Here is a 23,592-nt window from a genome sequence, read left to right on the forward strand (position 1 = left end):
CTCCTATTGTGGATAAAAGTGATCAGATGAAACCGATATCGCTCAGATGGCGGCAGCCCAGGCGCAGCAGCGCCGGGCTTTTGGCCGGGTAGCAGGCCCCCATGCGCTGCACGCCGGCACGGGCGTTGGTATGTTCGATGGCGCTGATATCGCCGATGTCTTCGCCGAACCCTTCGAGGTAGAAGCCCAGGACATCGAACAGGGCGTTGTCGCGGTCGACCCGGTGCAGTTGACGTTGCCACTGCTCTACCGAGACCAGGTCGAACCCGTGCCCCTGCTCCTGGAAAGCCGCCACGTAGTCACGCCAGCGCAATGGCTCGGGGTTGTGCAGGTTGAACACCCACGCATTGGTCTGGTGACGGCTGGCATGGAAGCCGATGAAGCGGGCCAGGAAATCCACTGGCATGAGGTCGAAGTCGATCGCCAGGTCCGGCACCAGGCCCAGTTGCAGCGAGCCCTTGAGCATGAGCATCAGGCGGTTGCGCTGGGGTTGGCAGATGCCGTTGCGGCTGTCGAAGGTGATGTTCCCTGGGCGGAACAGGTTGACCCACACGCCCTGGCTGCGGGCACGCTGGAGAATGCGCTCACCGACCCATTTGCTCAGGTTGTAGCCGTTGCGGATGTAGATCGGCGCAGTGGCCGCCGGTGCTTGTTCGAGCACGCGTCCATCAGCATCCACCGCACTGCAGGCAGAAAGGGTCGAGACGAAGTTGAAGATCTTCTTGCGCCGCCCTTCGCACAGGCGCAGGCATTCGAACAAAGGCTCGATGTTATCTGCAGCCAGGGCCTGGTAATCCAGCACATGGTTGACCTGCGCGGCATTGTGCAGCAGCGCGCCATAGTGGCTGTCCAGGTAGTCGTAGTCGCTTTCGCACAGGCCCAGGCGCGGCTGGCGCAAATCGGCGTCGAACACCCGCAGGCGGCTTGAATCCAGAGAGAGGCCGTTCTCCTCGATGGCCTGGGCGAAGCGTTCGCTGGCCGACAGGCCATCGCTGCTGCGCACCAGGCAAGCCACTTCGGTGGCGCCCCAGGCGAGCAGGGCTTCGACCAGGTGTACACCGAGGAAGCTGTTGGCACCGGTGACAATGACTTTGTGCACATCGCCCAGACAGTCCATCGGCAGTACTTGCAGGCCCAGTTCGCGATTGGCGTCCTGTTCCAGGCGCTCGAGCGGTCGCTCCTGTGGCGCCTCGGGGCGGTCGATCAGTTCGGCGAGGCGTTGCAGCGTTGGTCGTTCGATGAAGCGGTTGATCGGTACACCGTGGCCGAACTGCTGGCGCACCTCCAGCAGCAGACGTGACAGCAGGATCGAGTGGCCACCCAGGTTGAAGAAGCTGTCGTGGGTGGATATCTGCGTTTCAGGCAGCTCCAGCAGCTCGCTCCAAATAGTGCACAAACGCTGCTCGGTCGGTGTACCAGGTACCGATCGCTCGTGCACCGGCAGCGCCAAGGGGCGTGCATGCAGGGCCTTGCGGTCGACCTTGCCGTTGGCGGTATAGGGCATGTGCTGCAGGACTTGGTAGAACGCTGGCCGCATGTAGTCGGGCAATTGCTGTTCGGCATGGGCACGCAGAGCGGCTTCGGCCCCGGTGTGGGCTGGCTGAGCGACGAAGGCCAGGATGCGGCGCTGGTCGTCGATCACCACGGCGACCTGGGCGAACAGGTTGCTGGCGCGCAGGCAGTGCTCGATTTCTTCCGGTTCGACCCGGAAACCGCGGATCTTCACCTGGTTGTCGCGTCGACCGCAGAGCTCGATACCTTGAGCTGTCCACTGGGCGATATCGCCGGTACGGTAGGTCTGCAGGTTGCGTCCATCCGGCAAGCGCAGTTCGACGAAGCGTTCTGCAGTCAGCGCAGGGTTGTTCAGGTACCCAAGCCCCACACCCGGCCCGCTGATGTACAGCTCGCCCGGGGTCCGTTCAGGCACCGGGAGCAGGTCGTCATCGAGGATCAGCACCTGGGTGTTGGCGATCGGTGTGCCGAGGTTACGGTTGCTGTCGCCGGCGATGAACGTGCGGGTGGTGGCCAGCACTGTGGTTTCGGTCGGGCCATAGATATTGTGCATCCGGCACTGCCCGGCGAGGCGGGCAATGACCTGCGGCTCGCACACATCTCCACCGGTGACCAGGTGGCGCAGGCCAAGGTGTTCGTCAGTGGGCAGGATGCTCAGCAGCGCGGGAGGCAGGAAGGCATGGCTGACTTCCTGGCTGTGGATAAGCCGTACCAGTTGCACCGGATCACGGCGCTGTTCTTCACTGGGTACCATCAGTTCGGCGCCATGGGTGAAGGTCGGCAGAATGTCGAGCAGCGATGCATCGAAGCCGATGGTGGAAAACTGCAGGACCCGGCTGTTGGCATCGAGCGATACGTGGTCGGCATACCAGCTCGTGAAATGGGTGAGGTTGCGCTGGCTGAGCAGCACGCCCTTGGGCTGTCCCGTGGTGCCTGAGGTGTAGATCGCAACGCAAGGGGCGTCCAGGGCGAGCTGGCGCACCTGCAGCGAAGGCAGTTGTCGCGCCGTCACTTCTGCCAGTGTGCGCACATCCAACCCTGGCACGCCGCCATGAACCTGCCCATCATGCAGGAGGACGCAGGCGCCGGCATCGTCCAGGATGCGTTGGCGACGTTCGAACGGAGTGGCCGGATCCAGCGGCAGGTACACCGCGGCGCAGCCGAGCACTGCCAGCAGGCTGGCATACAGTGCAGGTGACTTGGCCATACAGACCGCAATCACCGTAGGTCGTCCGTCGACGCTGGGCAGCAGGGGCAGCAGTGCGCGTTGGATACCGACGGCCTGGGCGTGCAGTTGCCGATAGCAAGTACGCGTACCGTTCTCATTGAGAGCTGGTTGGGCGGCGAAGCGGTGTAGGCTCAGCTCGAGCCGGTCCATCAGGCAGGTTTCCGCTTTCTCCAGCAGGTCTGCCCGTAGCGTTCGGTTGAAGGGGTGGCGGTGTGCCAATGACTCCAGCCAGCCCAGTCCATGTTCACGCTCTTGCAAGGCCGAGCCGAGCTGCGGGGCGTGTTCCAAGTATTGCGGGTCACGGGCGAAGCGCGTCACCACCGAGGCCAGCAGGTCCTCCAAGGCCAGCAAGGTCTCCTGCCGTAGCTGCTGACCGTTGCCGGAGGCTGGGGTTTGCAGTGCTACGCGCTCGATCAGCCGTTGGGTATCGCCATCGGCGTACCAGCACAAGAGCTCGATGGCAGGCAGGACGCCTGCATAGCTCGCGCCCACGCGAAGCCTGAGCAACGGCGTGGCTCCTACCCCGCGCCAATCGAGTTCGCGCAGTGAAAGGCTGCCATCGTCCACTACCAGGTGCGAGGACTTGGCCGAGGCGGAACGCCAATCGTCCGGCGTTTGCACCACCGTCGTTCGATGGGCGTGCTCCTCGAGCAGGCTGGTCAGTTGTCGTATGGCGGGGCTGCTGCCCACCAGGAGTATGTCGAGGCGTCTCATGACGGCTTCCTCAAGGCAGATAGTTACGTAGCGCATCCTGTACGCAGGGCGACTCGAGCATCGAGCTGCTGCGCAGGAAGCGCAGGATGTTGCCCAGCAGCGGATGCTGGTGATTGATCGGGTAGGCCAGGCTGCGGACTTCTTCGCGCAAGGCCTGGCGAATGTCCTGTGCCACCGGCAAGGCCTCGATCAGCTGGAAATCGAATGCTTGTTGCAGATCGTTGGTCAGGTATTGGCCAAGGAACACAGGCAAGACGTTCGCGATGGCTTCACGATCGGGTTGGGGAGCGGTATGCCAGTAGATCCGCGTCAGGCGTGTCCAGAAGCTGGAATGGCGCCCTTCGTCGAGCAGGTGGTCGGCCATCAGGCCCTTGATCGAAGGCTTGACCGTATCGTCGCGGGAAAAGGCGGCGACATCGTCGGTCAAGGTGTTTTCGGCTATTCCCACACAGATGAGCTCCATGGCGTCACGCAACCGCTCAGGGACTTCGGCCAGCGCTGCGGGGATGGCCCGGCTGAGTTCGATCTGTCGAGGCAGGGCGATTGGCTCGATGCCAGTCATGGCGATGGTCTGCTGGAGGAAGTCCATGGCCACCAGCGCGTGGTAGTCCTCATCCACGACAACGGTCATGGCGTCGTAGCGGCAGGCATAGGGGAACGGTATGGCGAAGCGTTCCTTGGCGATGCGCCGTGCGGTGCTATCGACGATTTCGGTCTCGAAGATCACGACGTCGTTGATGAACTTGTAAAGGCTCTGTACCAACACGAAATCGCGTAGTTGCGGGCATTCGCGCTGGAAGGTGGCGCTGAGCACCAGCGGTTGACGGCAGAGTGGATAGATCAGTCGCTGGTCGTTCTCCAACAGCCTGCGCGGCCGGGTGCGGATGGTTGCGCGTGCTTCCCACACATCGGCGAACGAACTGTACTTGGGTGCGCTCATTGGGCCACCTCGCCGAGTGCGGCGTGAAGCTGGGTTCGCACCCGGTCCCACAGAGCCATCCGATTGTCCACGGCAGTAATGGCGGCCTGATACACCTCTGCCAGGCGCAGCGGGTCGCCCTCGACCAGCCGGGCCAGCAGCCGTTCCGCTGCGGGGCCATGGTCTTGCGAGTCGACTTCAATATGGCGTTGCAGGTAGTAGCGGAAGGTCGGGGCCTGTTCGCTACCGATCTCCCATTGATCGAGGATCTGCTGGAACATCGCCGGGATGACGCTTTCGCGCCCATGCAGGAATGCAGCGGCCACATGATGACGAGGGGCGTCGAGTGCAACGCTCAGGGTTTGGCGAACGAAACGCTGGGCGGCGTCCGGGGCACCACAGCGCTGCAGGGCGTCCAGGTAGTGAATGCCTTGCTGCTGAAGTGCAACGAATTGCTCGATGGCTGTAGTGTTCGCGCCTACTTCCCGCATGGCATCCAGATACAGTTCGAAATGGCTGTAGTAGCCATGATCGACACGGTCATCGGATTCCTCGCCTAGGACGATCTCGTTGATAAGGCGGGCTGCTGCCGGATCCACCGGCGGCAACCAGGGCAGGCTGACGCAGGTGAGTTCAAGTTGCAGGCGTTTGGTCAATGACATGAAGTCCCATACTGCGAATACATGGGTTTCCATGAAGCGTCGCAATACCGTCAAAGACGTGATTTCGGAAAAGACGGGGTGTTTGGAAAGTTGCTGTTTTTTGAGCGACAGCGTGTCGTGCAGTGCGTGCATGATGAATTCCTTCGGTAATGTTTTCCAATGAGGTTGTTTTGTTGGCTTTTAATGCGTCATATTTATTAAGGGCGTGCGAAGGCCTCGAGGCAGAATTCGATGATGAATAGGCGTTGATATCCGCAGGCATTGGCATGCATTGCGATGGTCGCCGGCGCGCTGGTGGTCTGCTGACGGGATAAAAGTTAGAACAATTGCAAAGTTGCCTGCAATTATTTTTTTATATTTTTTGAGCTTTCAATTTATTATGGACGAGCGAGTTCGATAAAACTTTTGGCGAAGTTTTATTTGGCAAAAAAGTGCTCCTTCCGATAATAAATATCAGAAAATTCTGAAGTTATAGGTGAATAGGTCACCCAAGCACTTGGTAAATAAGGCGTTCGGAATTGGAAATTTGGGGGGCTGTTGTCTACTGCGCCCCGGTCGCTGGCCCCTCCTGATGAACGATTGGAAGGCAACGATCCAGCCTGCCCGATGGCGATCAGCATCGTTGCGAGGTGTAGAGTGGGCCGAAATGCTGGGCACTGCCATGCCGGTGGGCGAGGATTGCGAAAAGACAGGAAGGATGACGGGGTGGCGAGGCTTGGGGGGGCCAGGAAACCTATCGGTGTGCGGCGGGATGGGAGAAGGTTTTGAGAGGTATCAGCGCTCGCGCGCGCGCATTGGGGTAGCGGGCAAGCGTATTGTCACGAGGGGTAGGGAGGTTTTGAAGCTGCGCAGTCGACCTCAGTGGGCCGACTGGCTGTTCAGGTACTTGCGGATCGTGCGAGAGGCATTGTTCAGGTGCTCTTCCAGCACCCTGATGGCTTCATCTACCGATTTGTCGCTGGCGGCGTCCACCAAGGCGATATGATCGTCTTGGGTAAGCTTGCCCAGGCCCATCGAGGAGAGGTGGAAGCGCAAAAAGCGTTCCTCTTCGTTGAGCTCGATTTCGATCATGCGCAGCAGCTTCTGGTTGGGCGCCTTGCTGTAGAGGGTCATGTGCAACAGGCGATTGAGGCGCCCGATCTCGGCATGACGGGTCTCGTTCTCCAACTGCTGGATATAGCCGCGCGCCTGGGCGATATCATCGGCATCGAGCAGTGGGATCGACTGGCGTAGTGCTTCGGACTCGAGCAGTACACGCAGCGCATAGGTGTCGACGGCATCCTCACCGATCAGAGGGGCGACCACGGCTCCCTTGTGCATGACGACCTGCAGCAGCGATTGCGCCTCCAACTGGCGCAGGGCTTCACGCACCGGCATGCGGCTTACGCCGAACAGCGTGGCGATTTCCTGCTGGCGCAAGGCCGTGCCAGGCGGCAGACGACCATCGACGATCGCGCTGCGCAGGCGCTCTTCGATGACGCTACGGGCCTGGTGCGGTGGTACCTGCACACTACCTAGAACGGTTTTCAGAAGTCGAGTTTTTTCGGCCACGCGGTGTATGCCTCGATGCCTATTGGAAATTGGATCCAATTACACTAGTGAGTTGAGGGGGCAATTGTCAAACTGTCGCGACGATGCGTGCACTGGCCAAGGGGGTTAGGCCGAGGCAGGAAAGAGGCTATCGTGAAGGAACTCCCAGGGTGAGGAAAGCAGTACTTTTCTCTCTGGAATACGGAAGAAATCTGGTTCTGGATAACATACCGTGATTGTAATGTGCCATTGTCTTTTCCTTCCACAGGCAGCACCATCACGGCTTTTCCAGGGGCTGAACGGGTCTGCGCAGTGGCAACACCCCCTATGCTGATAGTAGCTTTGCGGCGCATTGGCCTTGCCGCGCTGTTCGGCTGCCTGCTGTCGGGCGTTTTGCAGGCGGACTGGGATTTTTCCCAGATCAGCCGCCGTGCGCAATCGCTCTATGGCCAGTTGGGGGCGGGGCAAGGTCGTATCGATGCCTGGCAGAACCTGTTGGCCACCCAGAAGCAGGGCAGCGAGCTGGATCGCCTGCAGGCGGTCAACCGCTTCTTCAACCAACAGTTGCGCTATGTCGAGGATATCGACCTGTGGCACGACGTCGACTACTGGGCGACGCCGATCCAGTCGCTGATCAAAGGCGCCGGTGATTGCGAAGACTACGCGATCGCCAAGTACTTCAGCCTCAGGCGCATGGGCATACCCAGCGAAAAACTGCGCATTACCTACGTCAAGGCCCTGCGTCAGAACAGGGCGCACATGGTCCTGACCTATTATTCAAGCCCACAGGCCCAGCCGTTGGTGCTGGACAGCCTGATGGATGCCATCAAGCCGGCCAGCCAGCGTAGCGACCTGTTGCCGGTGTATGCCTTCAATGGTGAAGGCTTGTGGCTGACGGGGGCCGCAGGCAACAAGAAGGTCGGCGATACCAAGCGCCTGTCCCGTTGGCAGGATTTGCTGAAGAAAATGCAGGCCGAAGGGTTCCCTGCCGAACCGGTCTACTGAAGGAGCACAGATGTCACTGTTCAAACAATTGCTGCTTGCCATTTGCCTGTTCCTGGTGGTCGCGTTCAGCGGCAGCTTCATGGTCAGCCTCGAAAGCTCGCGCAGCCAGTATGTCAACCAGTTGCGCTCCCATGCCCAGGACGCGGCCACTGCACTGGCCCTGTCGCTGACCCCCAATATCGACGACCCGGCAATGGTCGAGCTGATGGTCAGCTCGATCTTCGACAGCGGTTACTACTCGAGCATCAAAGTCGTCGACTTGGGCTCCAATGCCGTATTGGTAGAGCGTCATGCCGAACCAGACAGCAATGGCGTACCCGCCTGGTTCATTCGCCTGATCGGCCTGGAGCCGGCCGGTGGCGATGCTATTGTCAGCCGTGGGTGGCAGCAGGCGGCACGGGTCGAAGTGGTCAGTCACCCAATGTTCGCCTTGGCCAAGCTTTGGCAGAGCGCTCTGGGCAGTCTCGGCTGGCTGCTGCTGTGTGGCGCGGCGAGCGCTGTACTGGGCGCTCTGTTGCTGCGGCGCCAGTTACGTCCGCTGGACTATATGGTTGCCCAGTCCCACGCTATTGCCCGGCGCGAGTTCCTCAGCCTGCCGGAGCTGCCACGCACGCCAGAACTGCGCCGGGTGGTGCAGGCCATGAACCAGATGGTCGAGAAGCTCAAGGCGTTGTTCAACGAACAGGCCGAGCGTAGCGAGAGGCTGCGCTCGGAGTCGTACCAGGACAGCCTGACGGGTCTGGCCAACCGTCGTTATTTCGAGATGCAGCTCAACGCCCGTGTCAGCAACCTGGAGGACGCACGTGCAGGCTACCTGCTGCTATTGCGGGTGCAGGACCTGGCTGGCCTGAATGCTCGCCTGGGCGGCCAGCGTACCGATCAGTTGCTGCAAGCGGTGGGTGAGCAGTTACGGCGAACCTGCGCCCACTACCCCGAAACCAATAACCTGATCACCCGCAGCCGTGGGGGCGAGTTCGCTGTGCTGGCGCCGGGCATGGTCCATGAGGAGGCCATACAGCTGGCCCAGGCTCTGGAGGCCACCCTGCAAAGCCTGCACCAGACTGGCGCCAGCGATGTCGACCCGGTGGCCTGCATAGGCCTTGCGCCTTATAGCCCAGGGGACGCGCCCCATGCACTGTTGAAGCTGGCCGACGAAGCCCTGGCCCGTGCCGAGAGCCAGCCTGAGCCTGGTTGGGTATGCCTGGAGCAAGGGGTCGCGGCGCAGGCTGCCGATAGCCATCATGCCTGGCATGAACGGTTGGACCAGGCGCTGGCCAAGGGGCAATTCGAATTGTTCTTCCAGCCGGTGGTCGACAGCCTTAGGCCGGAGCGGGTGCTGCACTACAAGGTCATTTCTCGCCTGCACGATGCTCCGGCCGAGGCAGTGGCGGCAGGGCGCTTCCTGCCCTGGCTGGAGCGCTTCGGCTGGATGCCACGGCTGGATGTGCTGGTGCTGGAAAAAGTACTGGCGCACTTGAAAACCCATGGCGATGCCTTGGCGGTGAACCTGTCTGCGGCGACCTTGGCCGATGCCGGTGCGCTGCAGCGCATCCACGCATTGCTGAGCCAGTATGCCGGGCTTGGCTCGCGCCTTACGCTGGAGATCGGCGAGGAGCAATTGCCTGAGCAGCAGGTGCTCGAACAACTGACGCGCCGTCTGCATACCTTGGGGTTCGGCCTGGCACTGCAACGCTTTGGCGGTCGCTTCAGCATGATTGGCAACCTGGCCCATTTGGGCCTGGCCTACCTGAAGATCGATGGCAGCTACATCCGTAACATCGACCAGGAACAGCACAAGCGCTTGTTCATCGAAGCTGTGCAGCGGGCGGCGCACAGCATCGACCTGCCGCTGATTGCCGAGCGTGTCGAGACAGAAGGCGAATTGCAGGTGTTGCGCGAGATGGGGATTCAAGGGGTCCAGGGGCAACTGGTCGGCGAACCTGTGCCCTGGAAATGAATACAAATGGCATCGGCTGGCCGGTGTTCGCGGGACAGCCCAACGTGCTGAAGTTCAGATCAACCCACCTTCCTCATCTTCCTCGATCAGGTTGTTCAAGCTGCCCAATGCCTTGCGCGCCGAAGAGCGATTGAGCAGCTTGGCCTGGGCGCCGGCGGGCAGGTCGGTGATGCTGATAACGCCTTTGGTGGTCAGCACCTCGATCAGGTCTTCCAGTACGCGGATCATGTCCAGGTCGCTCTGCTTGAGCTGACGCAGGCTGTTTTCCACCACATCGTCGGCGAACCATTCCTGGATTTCGGCATGGTCGGCCGGGAGTATTTCGGTGTACTCGGCGTAGGGCGCGGCTTCTACTCGCTGCAGCTGGCCCGCGGCGTCGCGTTGCACGTAGAACATGGCGTCGACCCTCGTCACATTGATTCCATCTTGGTAGGCAGCAGCATAGGCAAAGTTCACCCGGTGTGCCTTCGGCGCACGAGTATGCGCCGTCAGGCATTGGCCGGGGAAGCCCAGGCCTCGCGGGCGGCCACGAGGGCCGCCGCATCGGGTGGGCTCAGCTGTTGGAATTGTCGATCTTGATGGTCGGATCGCCACCGCTGATCAACGAGTTGATCGTGGTGTTCGACCAGTTGACGCCCTCGAGCTTGATGGTCACGTCGGCGTTGGCCAGGCCGCCGGCCTCGTTGAGCTTGCCCTGGCTGCTGATCTGCAGGGTCGAATCGCCGCCGACTGTGGTGATCTTCAAGTAGTCATCGATGGTGCTGGCCTTCTCGCCCTGCAACAGGTCGCGCAGGTCGAGGCGATCGCCCTGGTCCCTGTTGAAGTCCTTGATGACATCGTGGCCGGTGTCGCCGGCCTTCCACATGAAGATATCGGCACCGCCGCCGCCGACCAGCACATCGTTGCCTTGCCCGCCGATCAGCGTGTCATTGCCGGTACCTCCCAGCAGGATGTCATTGCCTTTGCCACCGTTCAGGAAGTCGCTGCCACCCTGACCGAAGAGGATGTCGTTGCCATCGCCGCCGAGCAGGGTATCACTGCCATCGTTGCTGCCCGAGATGTCGAACTCGCTGACATGCTCGGTGATGTATTGGTGCAGCACACGGCCGTCGACCTGGTCGGCAGTGGTCCCTAGCTTGCCGGCTACATAGGCCTGCATGGCCTCGACGCCGTTACCCGGGATTGCATCGAAGCTGATCAAGTCACCGAAGATGATGTCGTGACCATCGCCGCCGTTGACCGTGTCATTGCCTGGCGCGGCCGCTTCGGTGTGGCCCAGGATGGCTTCGGCCAGCTTGCTCGGGTCGATGTTGGTCTGCGGTTTGCCGTCGCTGTCGTAGGGCTTCAGGTCGTTGGCATTGACGCCTTTGTTCAGGCCAATGGCTTCGACAGTGGATACCTCTGACAGCTTCTCGAAGCCTTGCTGGGAATTCTGATCTACGGTTGATTGCCAGCGGCCCGCGGTGACTTCGGAAAGCTCGTAGGTTCCGTCGCCTTGGGCATGCAATTGTCCTGTGGCATTGGAGTCGGTCCACCACCTGCCATCGCTTTTGTATTCAACGGTCAGGTACCCGTTCTTGTCGATGCTGTAGCGGGTATTGCTGCCAAGCATTTCCCGGTCCACGACAGTACCAATCTTGTAGCCGTCCAGTACCTCGTCCAACTTGTAGCCTGAATAACCGAAGGTTGGATTGGGGCGCTCACCACTTTGGTAGTAGTTGGGCTTGCCATCGGTGATGAAGAATGTCTGGCGACTGCCGGTGCTGCCTGCTTCCATCAGCTCATGGAACCAGTTTGCGGTGGTCTTGAACGCATCTTCGTAGTTGGTGTTGCCGCCTGCGGTCAGTTTGTTCAATGCGGTGTTGAGGGTGGCCAGGGCGTTCTTGTCGGCCAGGTTGATCGACACGGTGGTATTGACCTGGTTGGAAAAGTCCACCAGCAGAATGTTCACGGTTCCGGACTGCGCACCCTTGACGCTGTTGGCCAGCGTCTCGAAAACCGACTTCAGCGAATTGCGTGCTGCGGTCACGCCAGATGAGCCCATGCTGCCGGAGGTATCGACGATGAACGCCAGGTTGTAGTCCTGGCCCGGTACTACGTGCAGGCCATTGACGTCGGCAACCACGATGTCATTCCCGGTGGTGCCGGTAACGCTGTCGTTTTCCACCGTGAGGTTGCTGGTGTTGTAGGTATCCGGATACACCGTGACCTTGATCGTGCCTTCGCTGACGGCTTTGCTGCCGCCGACGTTTTCGGTGGACGTCGAGGTGACCTTCACATCGAACTGGCCCTGGTAATACGCAGGTGGCTTGATGGTCAGGCCGTTGAGGTTCCAGCCCGTCACGTCGACCTCGGTCTTGCCCACGGTCACGGTGTGGCCGGCGCCGTCGCTGAGCACAGAGCCTTGCGGGATGCCGCCCAGCTTGACGTTCAGCGACTCGGAGCCATCGGTATCGGTCAGTTGGGTGGAAATACCTACCAGCTTGACCGTGCCGTTCTCGGCGCTTTCGTTGAGCTTGAAGCCATCGTAGTAACCCCTGCCACCATCGCCATGCAGCTCGGAGACGCTGACGCCTGCATTCACCAGAGCATCCACGTTCGGGAACATCGGGACGGCGCCGCTGTTGAGGTCTGTCACCGGCCCGGTGCCGACTCGGATGTTGACGTCGTAACTACCGGGACCTGCCTGGTTGGCATGAAGCATTTCCAGTGTGTAGTAGCCGCTCTTGGGCGGTGTGAAACTGCCCGAGACCTTGCCACCCGCACCCCAGGTAGCCTCTACCACATTGGTGCCGCCGATATTGATGACCATGCTGTCATCGGCTGTGCCGCTGAAGGTATAGGTCTGGCCGGCCTCCAGGTAGATCAGGCCGGAAACCTTGGTGCCGGTGCCAGGCGTCACGTCGCTCACGGACTGCACATTGCTGGTCGTTTCTGACTTGCTGGCCTGGCCGGAGTTGGCGAACACATCCTGCAACGCCTTGCCGGTGATGCCATTGCCGCCGGTACCCAGGCCTTTTAGGCTGTTCCAGGTTTCTTTGGTCAGGCCGATGGAGTCGACGGTGTTGCTGCCGATCTCCAGGGTCGGTTTGTCGGCTACGGGGGTGATGTCCACCTTAAGGGTGACTTCGCCACCGATATTGGTGCCATCGTTCGGTTTGTACTTGATGTGCGCGTAGTCGGCCTGCTGGTTGCCGACACCCGTGCCACCGTAGCCATCGACACCCGACTCGTTGGCCTTCGGCACGAACTTGAGGTGACCGGCATCGATGTCCTGCTGGCTGATGGTCTGGTTGACCTTGACGTCGACCCAGTTGCTGCCATCGAAGAACTTCAGGCTTCCCTGGCCCGGCAGCTGGCTGATGGTCACACCCAGCTCGGTATTGCCATCGGCATCTGAGACATTGAAGTCGCTCCAACCGAAGGTATAGCCGAGGTCTTCCACACCGGTGACGGCGCCGCCAGTGGACACCGGCACATGGTCGTTGTCGATGATGGTGGTGGTGACGCTGGCATGGTTCGCATCGACTTGCAGGTTTTCGAAACCGCCGCCGCAGACCTTGTCGATCTTCACCACGAAGTGCTCGGCACCTTCGGCGAAGCGGTCATCGATGGTCCGGATGTCGAAGCTGGTCCCCGTGCTGTTGGCCGGGACCTTCACCGTGACGATACCCTGGAAGTCCTCTCCATCGGTGGCGGTACCGCTGTAGGACAGGGTAACCGTGACTTCGCTCTTGGTGGGGTTGCTCAAGGTCAGGTTGTAGTGGGCAATGTCGCCTTCGGTGACCGACCTGTCACCACTGATGCCAATGGTGGTCAGGTCACCCTGGCCGCTTGGCTCATCGGTCACGGTAGTGGTCAGCGTGGTGCCGTCGAGGCTCAACTTCTCGAAGTTGGCGCCGCCCTCGACCGATACGAGTTTGTTCACCAGGCTCGGTTGCCCGCCGACGTAGGGGTCGTCCTTGGTGGTGATGGTCAGGGACCCGCTGGCGCTACCGGCCGGGATGGTGACCTTGGTGCCATCGGTCAGGGTGAAGACCAGGCCACCATGGGCGTTGACCGGCAAGTTCTGGCCGTTGCTCAGCGTGACGGTGTAAGTGATTTCACCGCCCTCGGCGACAGTGGATTTATCCACAGACAGCGTGGCTTTCACTTCGCTGATCGTGTCGGTGATGTTGACGGTGGCCTTGTCGCCCAGTTGCAGGTTTTCGAACTGCTTGCCGGCGACGGTCGCATCGGTGACACCCAGCGAAACTTCACCTGCGTCCTTGAATACATCATCGCCCTGGGCCGGCAGCGAGTAATCGACCTCGGTTTTACCGGCTTGGATGACCACCTGCTGATTGTTGCTCAGCGTGATGGTGACATCGTGATCGAGCTTTTCGCTGATCCGGATGGTGAAGGACGGCTGCTGGTCTTCGGTGACGTCACCCTTGCTGACGATGGTGACTTCGAACTTGTCGCCTTCGTTGCCGGTGCCAGTACCCGTGCCCGAACCTGGCTCATCGGTGATTTCCGTCGAAACAGAGTTCTCACCCAGAGTCAGTTTCTCGAACTTGTCGCCGCCTTCTACCGACTCAAGCTTATTGGTGATGGTCGGCTGGCCACCGGTGAATACGTCGTCCGGCGCTTTGACGGTAATGGAGCCGCTGGCGCTGCCGGCAGGGATAGAAACCTTGGTGCCGTCCGACAGGGTGAATTCAAGGCCGTTATGGCCTGTCACCGGCAGTTTCTGGCCGTTGCTCAGGGTCACGGTGTAGGTAATCTCGCCGCCTTCAGCGACAGTAGATTTATCCACAGTCAGCGTGGCAACGACTTCGCTTTCGGTATCGGTAATCTTGACCGTGGCGTCATCGCCCAGTTGCAGATTCTCGAATTGCTTGCCGGCGACGGTCGCATCGGTGACACCCAGCGAAACCTCACCTGCGTCCTTGAATACGTCATCGCCCTGGGCCGGCAACGAATAATCGACCTCGGTTTTACCGGCTTGAATGACCACCTGCTGGTTGTTGCTCAGCGTGATGGTGACATCGTGATCGAGCTTTTCGCTGATCCGGATGGTGAAGGTCGGCTGCTGGTCTTCGGTGACATCACCCTTGCTGACGATGGTGACTTCGAACTTGTCGCCTTCGTTGCCAGTATTGGTGCCCGAACCTGGCTCATCGGTAATTTCCGTCGAAACAGAGTTCTCACCCAGAGTCAGTTTTTCGAACTTGTCGCCGCCTTCTACCGACTCAAGCTTGTTGGTGATGGTCGGCTGGCCACCGGTGAACACGTCATCTGGCGCTTTGACGGTGATAGAGCCGCTGGCGCTGCCGGCTGGGATAGAAACCTTGGTGCCATCAGTCAGGGTGAAGACCAGGCCACCATGGCCGTTGACCGGCAATTTCTGGCCGTTGCTCAGCGTGACGGTGTAGGTGATTTCACCGCCTTCACCGACAGTAGATTTATCCACAGTCAGCGTGGCAACGACTTCGCTTTCGGTATCGGTAATCTTGACCGTGGCGTCATCGCCCAGTTGCAGATTCTCGAACTGCTTGCCGGCAACGGTCGCATCGGTGACGCCCAGCGAAACTTCACCTGCGTCCTTGAATACGTCATCACCCTGGGCCGGCAGCGAGTAATCAACCTCGGTTTTACCGGCTTGAATGACGACCTGCTGGTTGTTGCTCAGCGTGATCGTTACATCGTGATCGAGCTTTTCGCTGATCCGGATAGTGAAGGTCGGCTGCTGGTCTTCGGTGACATCACCCTTGCTGACGATGGTGACTTCGAACTTGTCGCCTTCGTTGCCAGTATTGGTGCCCGAACCTGGCTCATCGGTGATCTCAGTCGAGACGGATTGATCATCGAGGGTTAGCTTCTCGAACTTCTCACCGCCCGCTACCGACTCAAGCTTGTTGGTGATGGTCGGCTGGCCGCCGGTGAACACGTCGTCCGGTGCTTTGACGGTGATAGAGCCGCTGGCGCTGCCGGCAGGGATAGCAACCTTGGTGCCATCGGTCAACGTGAAGACCAGGCCACCATGGCCGTTGGCCGGCAGTTTTTGCCCGTTGCTCAGCGTGACGGTGTAGGTAATTTCACCGCCTTCAGCGACAGTAGTTTTATCCACAGACAGCGTGGCTTTTACTTCGCTGATCGTGTCGGTGATGTTGACGATGGCCTTGTCGCCCAGTTGCAGATTCTCGAACTGCTTGCCGGCAACGGTCGCATCGGTGACGCCCAGCGAAACTTCACCTGCGTCTTTGAATACATCATCACCTTGGGCCGGCAGCGAGTAATCGACCTCGGTTTTACCCGCTTGAATGACGACCTGCTGATTGTTGCTCAGCGTGACGGTGACATCGTGATCGAGCTTTTCGCTGATCCGGATAGTGAAGGTCGGCTGCTGGTCTTCGGTGACATCACCCTTGCTGACGATGGTGACTTCGAACTTGTCGCCTTCGTTGCCAGTATTGGTGCCCGAACCTGGCTCATCGGTAATTTCCGTCGAAACAGAGTTCTCACCCAGAGTCAGTTTTTCGAACTTGTCGCCGCCTTCTACCGACTCAAGCTTATTGGTAATGGTCGGCTGGCCACCGGTGAACACGTCATCTGGCGCTTTGACGGTTATAGAGCCGCTGGCGCTGCCGGCAGGGATAGAAACCTTGGTGCCGTCCGACAGGGTAAAGACCAGGCCACCATGGCCGTTGACCGGCAGTTTCTGGCCATTGCTGAGGGTGACGGTGTAGGTGATTTCACCGCCTTCGGCGACAGTAGATTTATCCACAGTCAGTGTGGCAACGACTTCGCTTTCGGTATCGGTAATCTTGACCGTGGCGTCGTTGCCCAGCTGTAGATTCTCGAATTGCTTGCCGGCGACGGTCGCATCGGTGACACCCAGCGAAACTTCACCTGCGTCCTTGAATACATCATCGCCCTGGGCTGGCAGCGAGTAATCGACTTCGGTTTTACCCGCTTGAATGACCACCTGCTGATTGTTGCTCAGCGTGACGGTGACATCGTGATCGAGCTTTTCGCTGATCCGGATAGTGAAGGACGGCTGCTGGTCTTCGGTGACATCACCCTTGCTGACGATAGTGACTTCGAACTTGTCGCCTTCGTTGCCGGTATTGGTGCCCGAACCTGGCTCATCGGTGATCTCAGTCGAGACGGATTGATCATCGAGGGTTAGCTTCTCGAACTTCTCACCGCCCGCTACCGACTCAAGCTTGTTGGTGATGGTCGGCTGGCCGCCGGTGAACACGTCGTCCGGTGCTTTGACGGTGATAGAGCCGCTGGCGCTGCCGGCAGGGATAGCAACCTTGGTGCCATCGGTCAACGTGAAGACCAGGCCACCATGGCCGTTGGCCGGCAGTTTTTGCCCGTTGCTCAGCGTGACGGTGTAGGTAATTTCACCGCCTTCAGCGACAGTAGTTTTATCCACAGACAGCGTGGCTTTTACTTCGCTGATCGTGTCGGTGATGTTGACGATGGCCTTGTCGCCCAGTTGCAGATTCTCGAACTGCTTGCCGGCAACGGTCGCATCGGTGACGCCCAGCGAAACTTCACCTGCGTCTTTGAATACATCATCACCTTGGGCCGGCAGCGAGTAATCGACCTCGGTTTTACCCGCTTGAATGACGACCTGCTGATTGTTGCTCAGCGTGACGGTGACATCGTGATCGAGCTTTTCGCTGATCCGGATAGTGAAGGTCGGCTGCTGGTCTTCGGTGACATCACCCTTGCTGACGATGGTGACTTCGAACTTGTCGCCTTCGTTGCCAGTATTGGTGCCCGAACCTGGCTCATCGGTAATTTCCGTCGAAACAGAGTTCTCACCCAGAGTCAGTTTTTCGAACTTGTCGCCGCCTTCTACCGACTCAAGCTTATTGGTAATGGTCGGCTGGCCACCGGTGAACACGTCATCTGGCGCTTTGACGGTTATAGAGCCGCTGGCGCTGCCGGCAGGGATAGAAACCTTGGTGCCGTCCGACAGGGTAAAGACCAGGCCACCATGGCCGTTGACCGGCAGTTTCTGGCCATTGCTGAGGGTGACGGTGTAGGTGATTTCACCGCCTTCGGCGACAGTAGATTTATCCACAGTCAGTGTGGCAACGACTTCGCTTTCGGTATCGGTAATCTTGACCGTGGCGTCGTTGCCCAGCTGTAGATTCTCGAATTGCTTGCCGGCGACGGTCGCATCGGTGACACCCAGCGAAACTTCACCTGCGTCCTTGAATACATCATCGCCCTGGGCTGGCAGCGAGTAATCGACTTCGGTTTTACCCGCTTGAATGACCACCTGCTGATTGTTGCTCAGCGTGACGGTGACATCGTGATCGAGCTTTTCGCTGATCCGGATAGTGAAGGACGGCTGCTGGTCTTCGGTGACATCACCCTTGCTGACGATAGTGACTTCGAACTTGTCGCCTTCGTTGCCGGTATTGGTGCCCGAACCTGGCTCATCGGTGATCTCAGTCGAGACGGATTGATCATCGAGGGTCAGCTTCTCGAATTTCTCACCGCCCGTTACCGACTCAAGCTTGTTGGTAATGGTCGGCTGACCACCAGTGAACACGTCGTCTGGCGCTTTAACGGTAATGGAGCCGCTGGCGCTACCGGCAGGAATAGAAACCTTGGTGCCATCGGTCAGAGTGAAGACCAGGCCACCATGGCCGTTGACCGGCAGTTTTTGCCCGTTGCTCAGCGTGACGGTGTAGGTAATTTCACCGCCTTCAGCGACAGTAGTTTTATCCACAGACAGCGTGGCTTTTACTTCGCTGATCGTGTCGGTGATGTTGACGGTGGCCTTGTCGCCCAGTTGTAGGTTTTCGAACTGCTTGCCGGCAACGGTCGCATCGGTGACACCCAGCGAAACTTCACCTGCGTCCTTGAATACGTCATCGCCCTGGGCCGGCAACGAATAATCGACCTCGGTTTTACCGGCTTGAATGACGACCTGCTGGTTGTTGCTCAGCGTGATCGTTACATCGTGATCGAGCTTTTCGCTGATCCGGATAGTGAAGGTCGGCTGCTGGTCTTCGGTGACATCACCTTTGCTGACGATAGTGACTTCGAACTTGTCGCCTTCGTTGCCGGTATTGGTGCCCGAACCTGGCTCATCGGTGATTTCCGTCGAAACAGAGTTCTCACCCAAAGTCAGCTTCTCGAACTTGTCGCCGCCTTCTACCGACTCAAGCTTATTGGTGATGGTCGGCTGGCCACCGGTGAACACGTCGTCCGGTGCTTTGACGGTGATAGAGCCGCTGGCGCTGCCGGCAGGAATAGAAACCTTGGTGCCATCGGTCAGAGTGAAGACCAGGCCACCATGGCCGTTGACCGGCAGTTTCTGCCCATTGCTCAGGGTCACGGTATAAGTGATCTCACCACCTTCCGTAACGCTCGACTTATCCACAGACAACGTGGCCGTCACTTCGCTGACTGTGTCGGTGATCGCAACGCTCGCTTCGCCACCCAATTGCAGGTCTTCGAACTGCTTGCCATCAACACTGGCATCGGTAACGCCCAATGTTACCTTGCCGGGATCGGTGAATACGTCGTCGCCCTGGGCGTCGAGCTTGTACTCGATCTCGGTTTCGCCAGCCTTGATGACCACTTTGTCCCCATTGCTCAAGGTGACGGTCAGGTCGTGATCCAGCTTCTGGCTGACCTTGACAGTGAAGGCCGGTTGTTGGGCCTCGGTTACATCGCCGTTGCCGGCGATGCTGACTGTCACGGTGTCGATACTGTCCTTGATCTGGGTTTCGGCAGGTGTGGTGTTGGGCGTCAGCTTCTCGAAGTTGCCACCGCTCGCGCCTGTAATGGTCGTGCTGACAGTGCTGCCATTGACGAATACGTCATTGGCTGGGGTCTGGAAATCGACGGTACCGGTGGTCTCGCCGGCCTTGATGGTGATGGTCTGGCCGTTGGACAGGGTCACGGTGACCGGTGTCTGCGCCGGATTGCTCAGGGTGGCGGTGTAGGTGATCACGCCCCCTTCGGTGATGCCGGGCGTCGCGGTCAGGGTGACGCTGGTGGTGTCGACCGAATCGGTGATGACGGTTTCGGCAGGCGCCGGATTCGGCGTCAGCTGCTCGAAGTTGCCACCGCTCGCGCCGGTAATGGTGGTGCTGACGGTGCTGCCATTGTTGTAGACATCATTGGCCGGGGTCTGGAAGTCCACGGTACCGGTGGTCTCGCCGGCCTTGATGGTGATGGTCTGTCCATTGGACAGGGTCACGGTGACCGGCGTTTGCGCGGGGTTGCTCAGGGTGGCGGTGTAGGTGATCACGCCCCCTTCGGTGATGCCTGGCGTCGCGGTCAGGGTGACGCTGGTGGTGTCGACCGAATCGGTGATGATGGTTTCGGCAGGTGCCGGGTTCGGCGTCAGCTGCTCGAAGTTGCCGCCGGTGGCGTTGTCGATGGTGACCGATACGGTGCTGCCATTGTTGTAGACGTCATTGGCCGGGGTCTGGAAGTCCACGGTACCGGTGGTTTCGCCGGCCTTGATGGTGATGGTCTGGCCATTGGACAAGGTCACGGTGACCGGTGTCTGCGCCGGGTTGCTCAGGGTGGCGGTGTAGGTGATCACGCCCCCTTCGGTGATGCCTGGCGTCGCGGTCAGGGTGACGCTGGTGGTGTCGACCGAATCGGTGATGACGGTTTCGGCAGGCGCCGGGTTCGGCGTCAGCTGCTCGAAGTTGCCACCGCTCGCGCCTGTAATGGTCGTGCTGACGGTGCTGCCATTGTTGTAGACATCATTGGCCGGGGTCTGGAAGTCCACGGTACCGGTGGTCTCGCCGGCCTTGATGGTGATGGTCTGGCCGTTGGACAGGGTCACGGTGACCGGCGTCTGCGCCGGGTTGCTCAGGGTAGCGGTGTAGGTGATCACGCCCCCTTCGGTGATGCCGGGCGTCGCGGTCAGGGTGACGCTGGTGGTGTCGACCGAATCGGTGATGACGGTTTCTGCAGGGGCCGGATTCGGCGTCAGCTTCTCGAAGTTGCCACCGCTCGCGCCGGTAATGGTGGTGCTGACGGTGCTGCCATTGTTGTAGACGTCATTGGCCGGGGTCTGGAAGTCCACGGTACCGGTGGTCTCGCCGGCCTTGATGGTGATGGCCTGTCCGTTGGACAGGGTCACGGTGACCGGCGTTTGTGCAGGGTTGCTCAGGGTAGCGGTGTAGGTGATCACGCCCCCTTCGGTGATGCCTGGCGTCGCGGTCAGGGTAACGCTGGTGGTGTCGACCGAATCGGTGATGACGGTTTCGGCAGGCGCCGGGTTCGGCGTCAGCTGCTCGAAGTTGCCGCCGGTGGCGTTGTCGATGGTGACCGATACGGTGCTGCCATTGTTGTAGACATCATTGGCCGGGGTCTGGAAGTCCACGGTACCGGTGGTCTCGCCGGCCTTGATGGTGATGGTCTGTCCGTTGGACAGGGTCACAGTGACCGGTGTTTGCGCGGGGTTGCTCAAGGTCACGGTATAAGTGATCACACCGCCTTCGCTCACGCTCGGCGTTGCGGTCAGCGTAGCGGTGGTGTTGTCGATGGTGTCGGTGACTTCGGTCACCGCCGGGCGCGTGTCCGGGGTGACGACCAAGCCATTGCCACCGCTGGTGCCGGTGATGGAGGCGGAGATCTCGCCGCCGTCGACATACACCGTGTCATTGGGCGCGATGGTGACATTGACGCTACCGCTGGTTTGGCCAGCCGGAATCACGATGACAGCGCCGTTGGACAGGGTCACGGTCAGGTTGGTCAGTGGCGGCTGGCCCACGGTAGCGGTGTAGACGATCACGCCACCTGCTTCGGTGATCGAAGGGGTGGCGGTCAGGGTAAGTCCAGTGGCGACGGGGATGATGTTGTTGGTCGTCGTGCCGTTGGGGTCGAGCCCGCCGATTTCCTCGTTGGCCTGCACGATGGCAAAGCCCAGCGGGTCGGTCGGGAAGCCGATGGTCGGGTCCACGGCACCCGCGGTCTCCTCGAGCATCACGAAGCTATGGCCGCCACCCAGGGCGCCGTTGCCACCCGCCGAGGCCGGGCCGGCTGCAGGCGCTTCCAGTTCGGTGGTCGGGTCGAGGCCTGCGGCAATGGCCTGTTGCAGTTCTTCCACGGAGGGGGCCGCTTGGGCGGTCGCCTGGCTCAAGTCGGCAGTGCTGTCGGGCGTGTCGGCGCTCCATTGGGTGTCGCGGCCCAAATCGAGCAGGCGGCCATCAGCCAGTTCCAGGGTGACGGCACCGCCCAGGCCGGTTAGCACCTGCTCGCCGGCGAACAGGCGGTCGCCTTCGACCAGTACACGGCGGATACCTTCAGGGGATTCTGCGATGACTTGGCCAACAATGCTTTTGACGATAGCAACAACACTGCTCATTGGACTCTCCGGGTTTCCCGTTCAGATGGCTTCCATGCCCAGCCGATGTACGCGTGCGGCCTTCCGATGGAATATTTCAAAAAAGTTTTGACGCATTAATTCGTCAAATTTACGTCTATAATTTCTGGCTATTAACTTTATGCCAAACTATTGACCTTCTGGCTGCCATCCTAAACAATCGTCCAAGTAATGTCACATTGATATTTAACTGGCAGCCACCCTTCCTTCGTACATCCAGTACCCCTCCGGAAGTCCGTACTACGGTCCATCAGGCCGCCATTTTCCAAGGTTGGAACAGCTACGGCTGTGATTTGGGACAACAGCTCCCTCGGGAATCAGTAAAAATGCGTGCGTCACTGTTCACCGCTATTCCTCTGGCTTTCGCCGCCACTTTCGCCCAAGCACAAACCCTGCCTGAAGCCATGCAGAAGGCGCTCGAGGTGCATCCGGAAATCCAGGCCGGAGTTAACGCCCGGGTGGCTGCGGACTATCAACTGCGCGCCGCGCAGGGCGGCTATTTGCCGCGGGTCGACCTGACGGCCGGCTATGGTCGGGAGGGGACTGACAGCCCGAGCACCGGCAATCGATGGGAAACGTTGAACCGTGGCGAGTCCGCCGTGCGTCTTCGGCAAATGGTTTTTGACGGTTTCGCCACCTCCAGCGAGGTCGGGCGTCAACAAGCCACCGTCAACGCCCGTGCCTACTCGCTGATGGGGACTTCCGAGCGCACCGCGTTGACGGTCGCCCAGGTGTACCTGGATGTATTGGCGCGTCGCGAGATGGTGCGCCTGGCCGAGGACAACCTGCGCAACCACGAACGCATCCTCGACCAGATTCAGCTGCGTACCAGCCGCGGTGTTGGCCGCATGGCCGACCTCGACCAGGCCGAGGCGCGTCTGGCCCAAGCGCGTAACAACCTGATCACCGAGCAGACCAACCTGGCCGATGCCAACACCAACTACCTGAGCGTGGTGGGCCAGATGCCGGATGAACTCAGCAAGCCCGCGCCGTTCATCGACCTTCTGCCGGCCAACCTGGAAGAGGCACGCTTGCAGATGATCGAGAGCAGCCCGGTGCTGCGTTCGGCCGAATCGGATATCGCGGCTGCGGAGAAACAGTACGAGGCGGCCAAGTCCACGTTCTACCCTCGCTTCGATGCAGAACTTGGCCGCACGGCCGATAACAACCTGGACGGTGCCCGCGGCCACAACAACGAGTGGCAGGCGATGCTGCGCATGAACTTCAATCTGTATGCCGGCGGCAGCAACAAGGCCGACCTGCAGTCCAAGTCGTACCTGGCCAATCAGGCGCTGGACATTCGCAACAATGCCTTGCGCCAGCTCAATGAAGAATTGGGCCTGGCCTGGAATGCTCTGGACAACGCCAATGCCCAGCTGCCGATCGCCCAGCAATATGTCGACCATAGCAACCGTGTACGCAGTGCCTATCAGCAGCAGTTCAGCCTCGGCGAGCGCACGTTGCTCGACTTGCTCGACAGTGAGAATGAAACCTTCACCGCCCAGCGTCGTCTCGTAGAAGTAAAGAACCTACAATTGTTTACTCAGTATCGAATCAAGGCGACCATTGGCCAGCTGCTCAAGAGCCAGGGTGTCGTAGCCCCCATGGCCACCGTTGTGCAGAACGACCTGAAACCCAAGGTGAACCTTCCAGGCATGAACTGAAAGGCGCACCCGCCCCATCTAAACCAAGGATGAA

9 protein-coding genes are annotated in these 23,592 nt (G+C 59.9%); 3 read left to right on the top strand and 6 right to left on the bottom strand.

Translation table 11 applies throughout. The features are described from left to right. Positions 1 to 22: 22 nt before the first annotated feature. From ACXHGZ_RS22665 to ACXHGZ_RS22680, 4 genes are all read right to left on the bottom strand, one after another. Positions 23 to 3,454: an amino acid adenylation domain-containing protein gene (locus ACXHGZ_RS22665; protein WP_480461677.1), complete on the bottom strand. Its 3,432-nt coding sequence runs from the start codon at positions 3,452 to 3,454 to the stop codon at positions 23 to 25. Positions 3,455 to 3,464: 10 nt separating this feature from the next. Beyond that, positions 3,465 to 4,394, bottom strand: coding sequence for a diiron oxygenase (locus ACXHGZ_RS22670; RefSeq protein WP_368829085.1), 930 nt, complete (start codon positions 4,392 to 4,394; stop codon positions 3,465 to 3,467). Beyond that, positions 4,391 to 5,167: a DUF3050 domain-containing protein gene (locus tag ACXHGZ_RS22675; protein ID WP_480461679.1), complete on the bottom strand. Its 777-nt coding sequence runs from the start codon at positions 5,165 to 5,167 to the stop codon at positions 4,391 to 4,393. The genes ACXHGZ_RS22670 and ACXHGZ_RS22675 overlap by 4 nt, the downstream gene beginning before the upstream one ends. Positions 5,168 to 5,893: 726 nt before the next feature. After that, a complete protein-coding gene (locus ACXHGZ_RS22680) occupies positions 5,894 to 6,586 on the bottom strand; it encodes a GntR family transcriptional regulator (protein WP_224457570.1) in 693 nt (230 codons plus the stop codon). 222 nt (positions 6,587 to 6,808) lie between these two features. Between ACXHGZ_RS22680 and lapG the strand changes: the two genes are divergently transcribed. Both lapG and lapD read left to right on the top strand, forming a co-directional pair. After that, positions 6,809 to 7,570, top strand: a complete 762-nt coding sequence (gene lapG / locus ACXHGZ_RS22685) for a cysteine protease LapG (RefSeq protein ID WP_480461681.1) — start codon at positions 6,809 to 6,811, stop codon at positions 7,568 to 7,570. A gap of 10 nt (positions 7,571 to 7,580) precedes the next feature. Beyond that, on the top strand, positions 7,581 to 9,527 hold the full coding sequence (gene lapD, locus ACXHGZ_RS22690) for a cyclic di-GMP receptor LapD (protein WP_480461683.1): 1,947 nt from the start codon (positions 7,581 to 7,583) through the stop codon (positions 9,525 to 9,527). Between the two features lie 54 nt (positions 9,528 to 9,581). Here the strand turns inward: lapD and ACXHGZ_RS22695 are convergent, their stop codons facing one another. Both ACXHGZ_RS22695 and ACXHGZ_RS22700 read right to left on the bottom strand, forming a co-directional pair. After that, the gene (locus tag ACXHGZ_RS22695; RefSeq protein ID WP_084858793.1) at positions 9,582 to 9,923 is read right to left on the bottom strand and encodes a tryptophan synthase subunit beta; all 342 of its coding nucleotides are present in this window, start codon (positions 9,921 to 9,923) and stop codon (positions 9,582 to 9,584) included. A 157-nt stretch (positions 9,924 to 10,080) separates the two neighbouring features. Continuing rightward, a complete protein-coding gene (locus tag ACXHGZ_RS22700; protein WP_480461685.1) occupies positions 10,081 to 21,876 on the bottom strand; it encodes a retention module-containing protein in 11,796 nt (3,931 codons plus the stop codon). Between the two features lie 344 nt (positions 21,877 to 22,220). On the opposite strand from ACXHGZ_RS22700, the gene ACXHGZ_RS22705 reads away from it, so the two are divergent. Then, the gene (locus ACXHGZ_RS22705; protein ID WP_224457574.1) at positions 22,221 to 23,558 is read left to right on the top strand and encodes a TolC family outer membrane protein; all 1,338 of its coding nucleotides are present in this window, start codon (positions 22,221 to 22,223) and stop codon (positions 23,556 to 23,558) included. Positions 23,559 to 23,592 lie beyond the last annotated feature (34 nt).

Source organism: Pseudomonas shiyinii, from assembly GCF_056725765.1.

What these genes read in the sequence shown, in the direction of transcription:
- ACXHGZ_RS22695 (WP_084858793.1), bottom strand. Translation starts at nt 9,923, where the DNA reads ATGTTCTACGTGCAACGCGACGCCGCGGGCCAGCTGCAGCGAGTAGAA.
- ACXHGZ_RS22670 (WP_368829085.1), bottom strand. Translation starts at nt 4,394, where the DNA reads ATGAGCGCACCCAAGTACAGTTCGTTCGCCGATGTGTGGGAAGCACGC.
- ACXHGZ_RS22675 (WP_480461679.1), bottom strand. Translation starts at nt 5,167, where the DNA reads ATGCACGCACTGCACGACACGCTGTCGCTCAAAAAACAGCAACTTTCC.
- ACXHGZ_RS22665 (WP_480461677.1), bottom strand. Translation starts at nt 3,454, where the DNA reads ATGAGACGCCTCGACATACTCCTGGTGGGCAGCAGCCCCGCCATACGA.
- lapD (WP_480461683.1), top strand. Translation starts at nt 7,581, where the DNA reads ATGTCACTGTTCAAACAATTGCTGCTTGCCATTTGCCTGTTCCTGGTG.
- ACXHGZ_RS22700 (WP_480461685.1), bottom strand. Translation starts at nt 21,876, where the DNA reads ATGAGCAGTGTTGTTGCTATCGTCAAAAGCATTGTTGGCCAAGTCATC.
- ACXHGZ_RS22705 (WP_224457574.1), top strand. Translation starts at nt 22,221, where the DNA reads ATGCGTGCGTCACTGTTCACCGCTATTCCTCTGGCTTTCGCCGCCACT.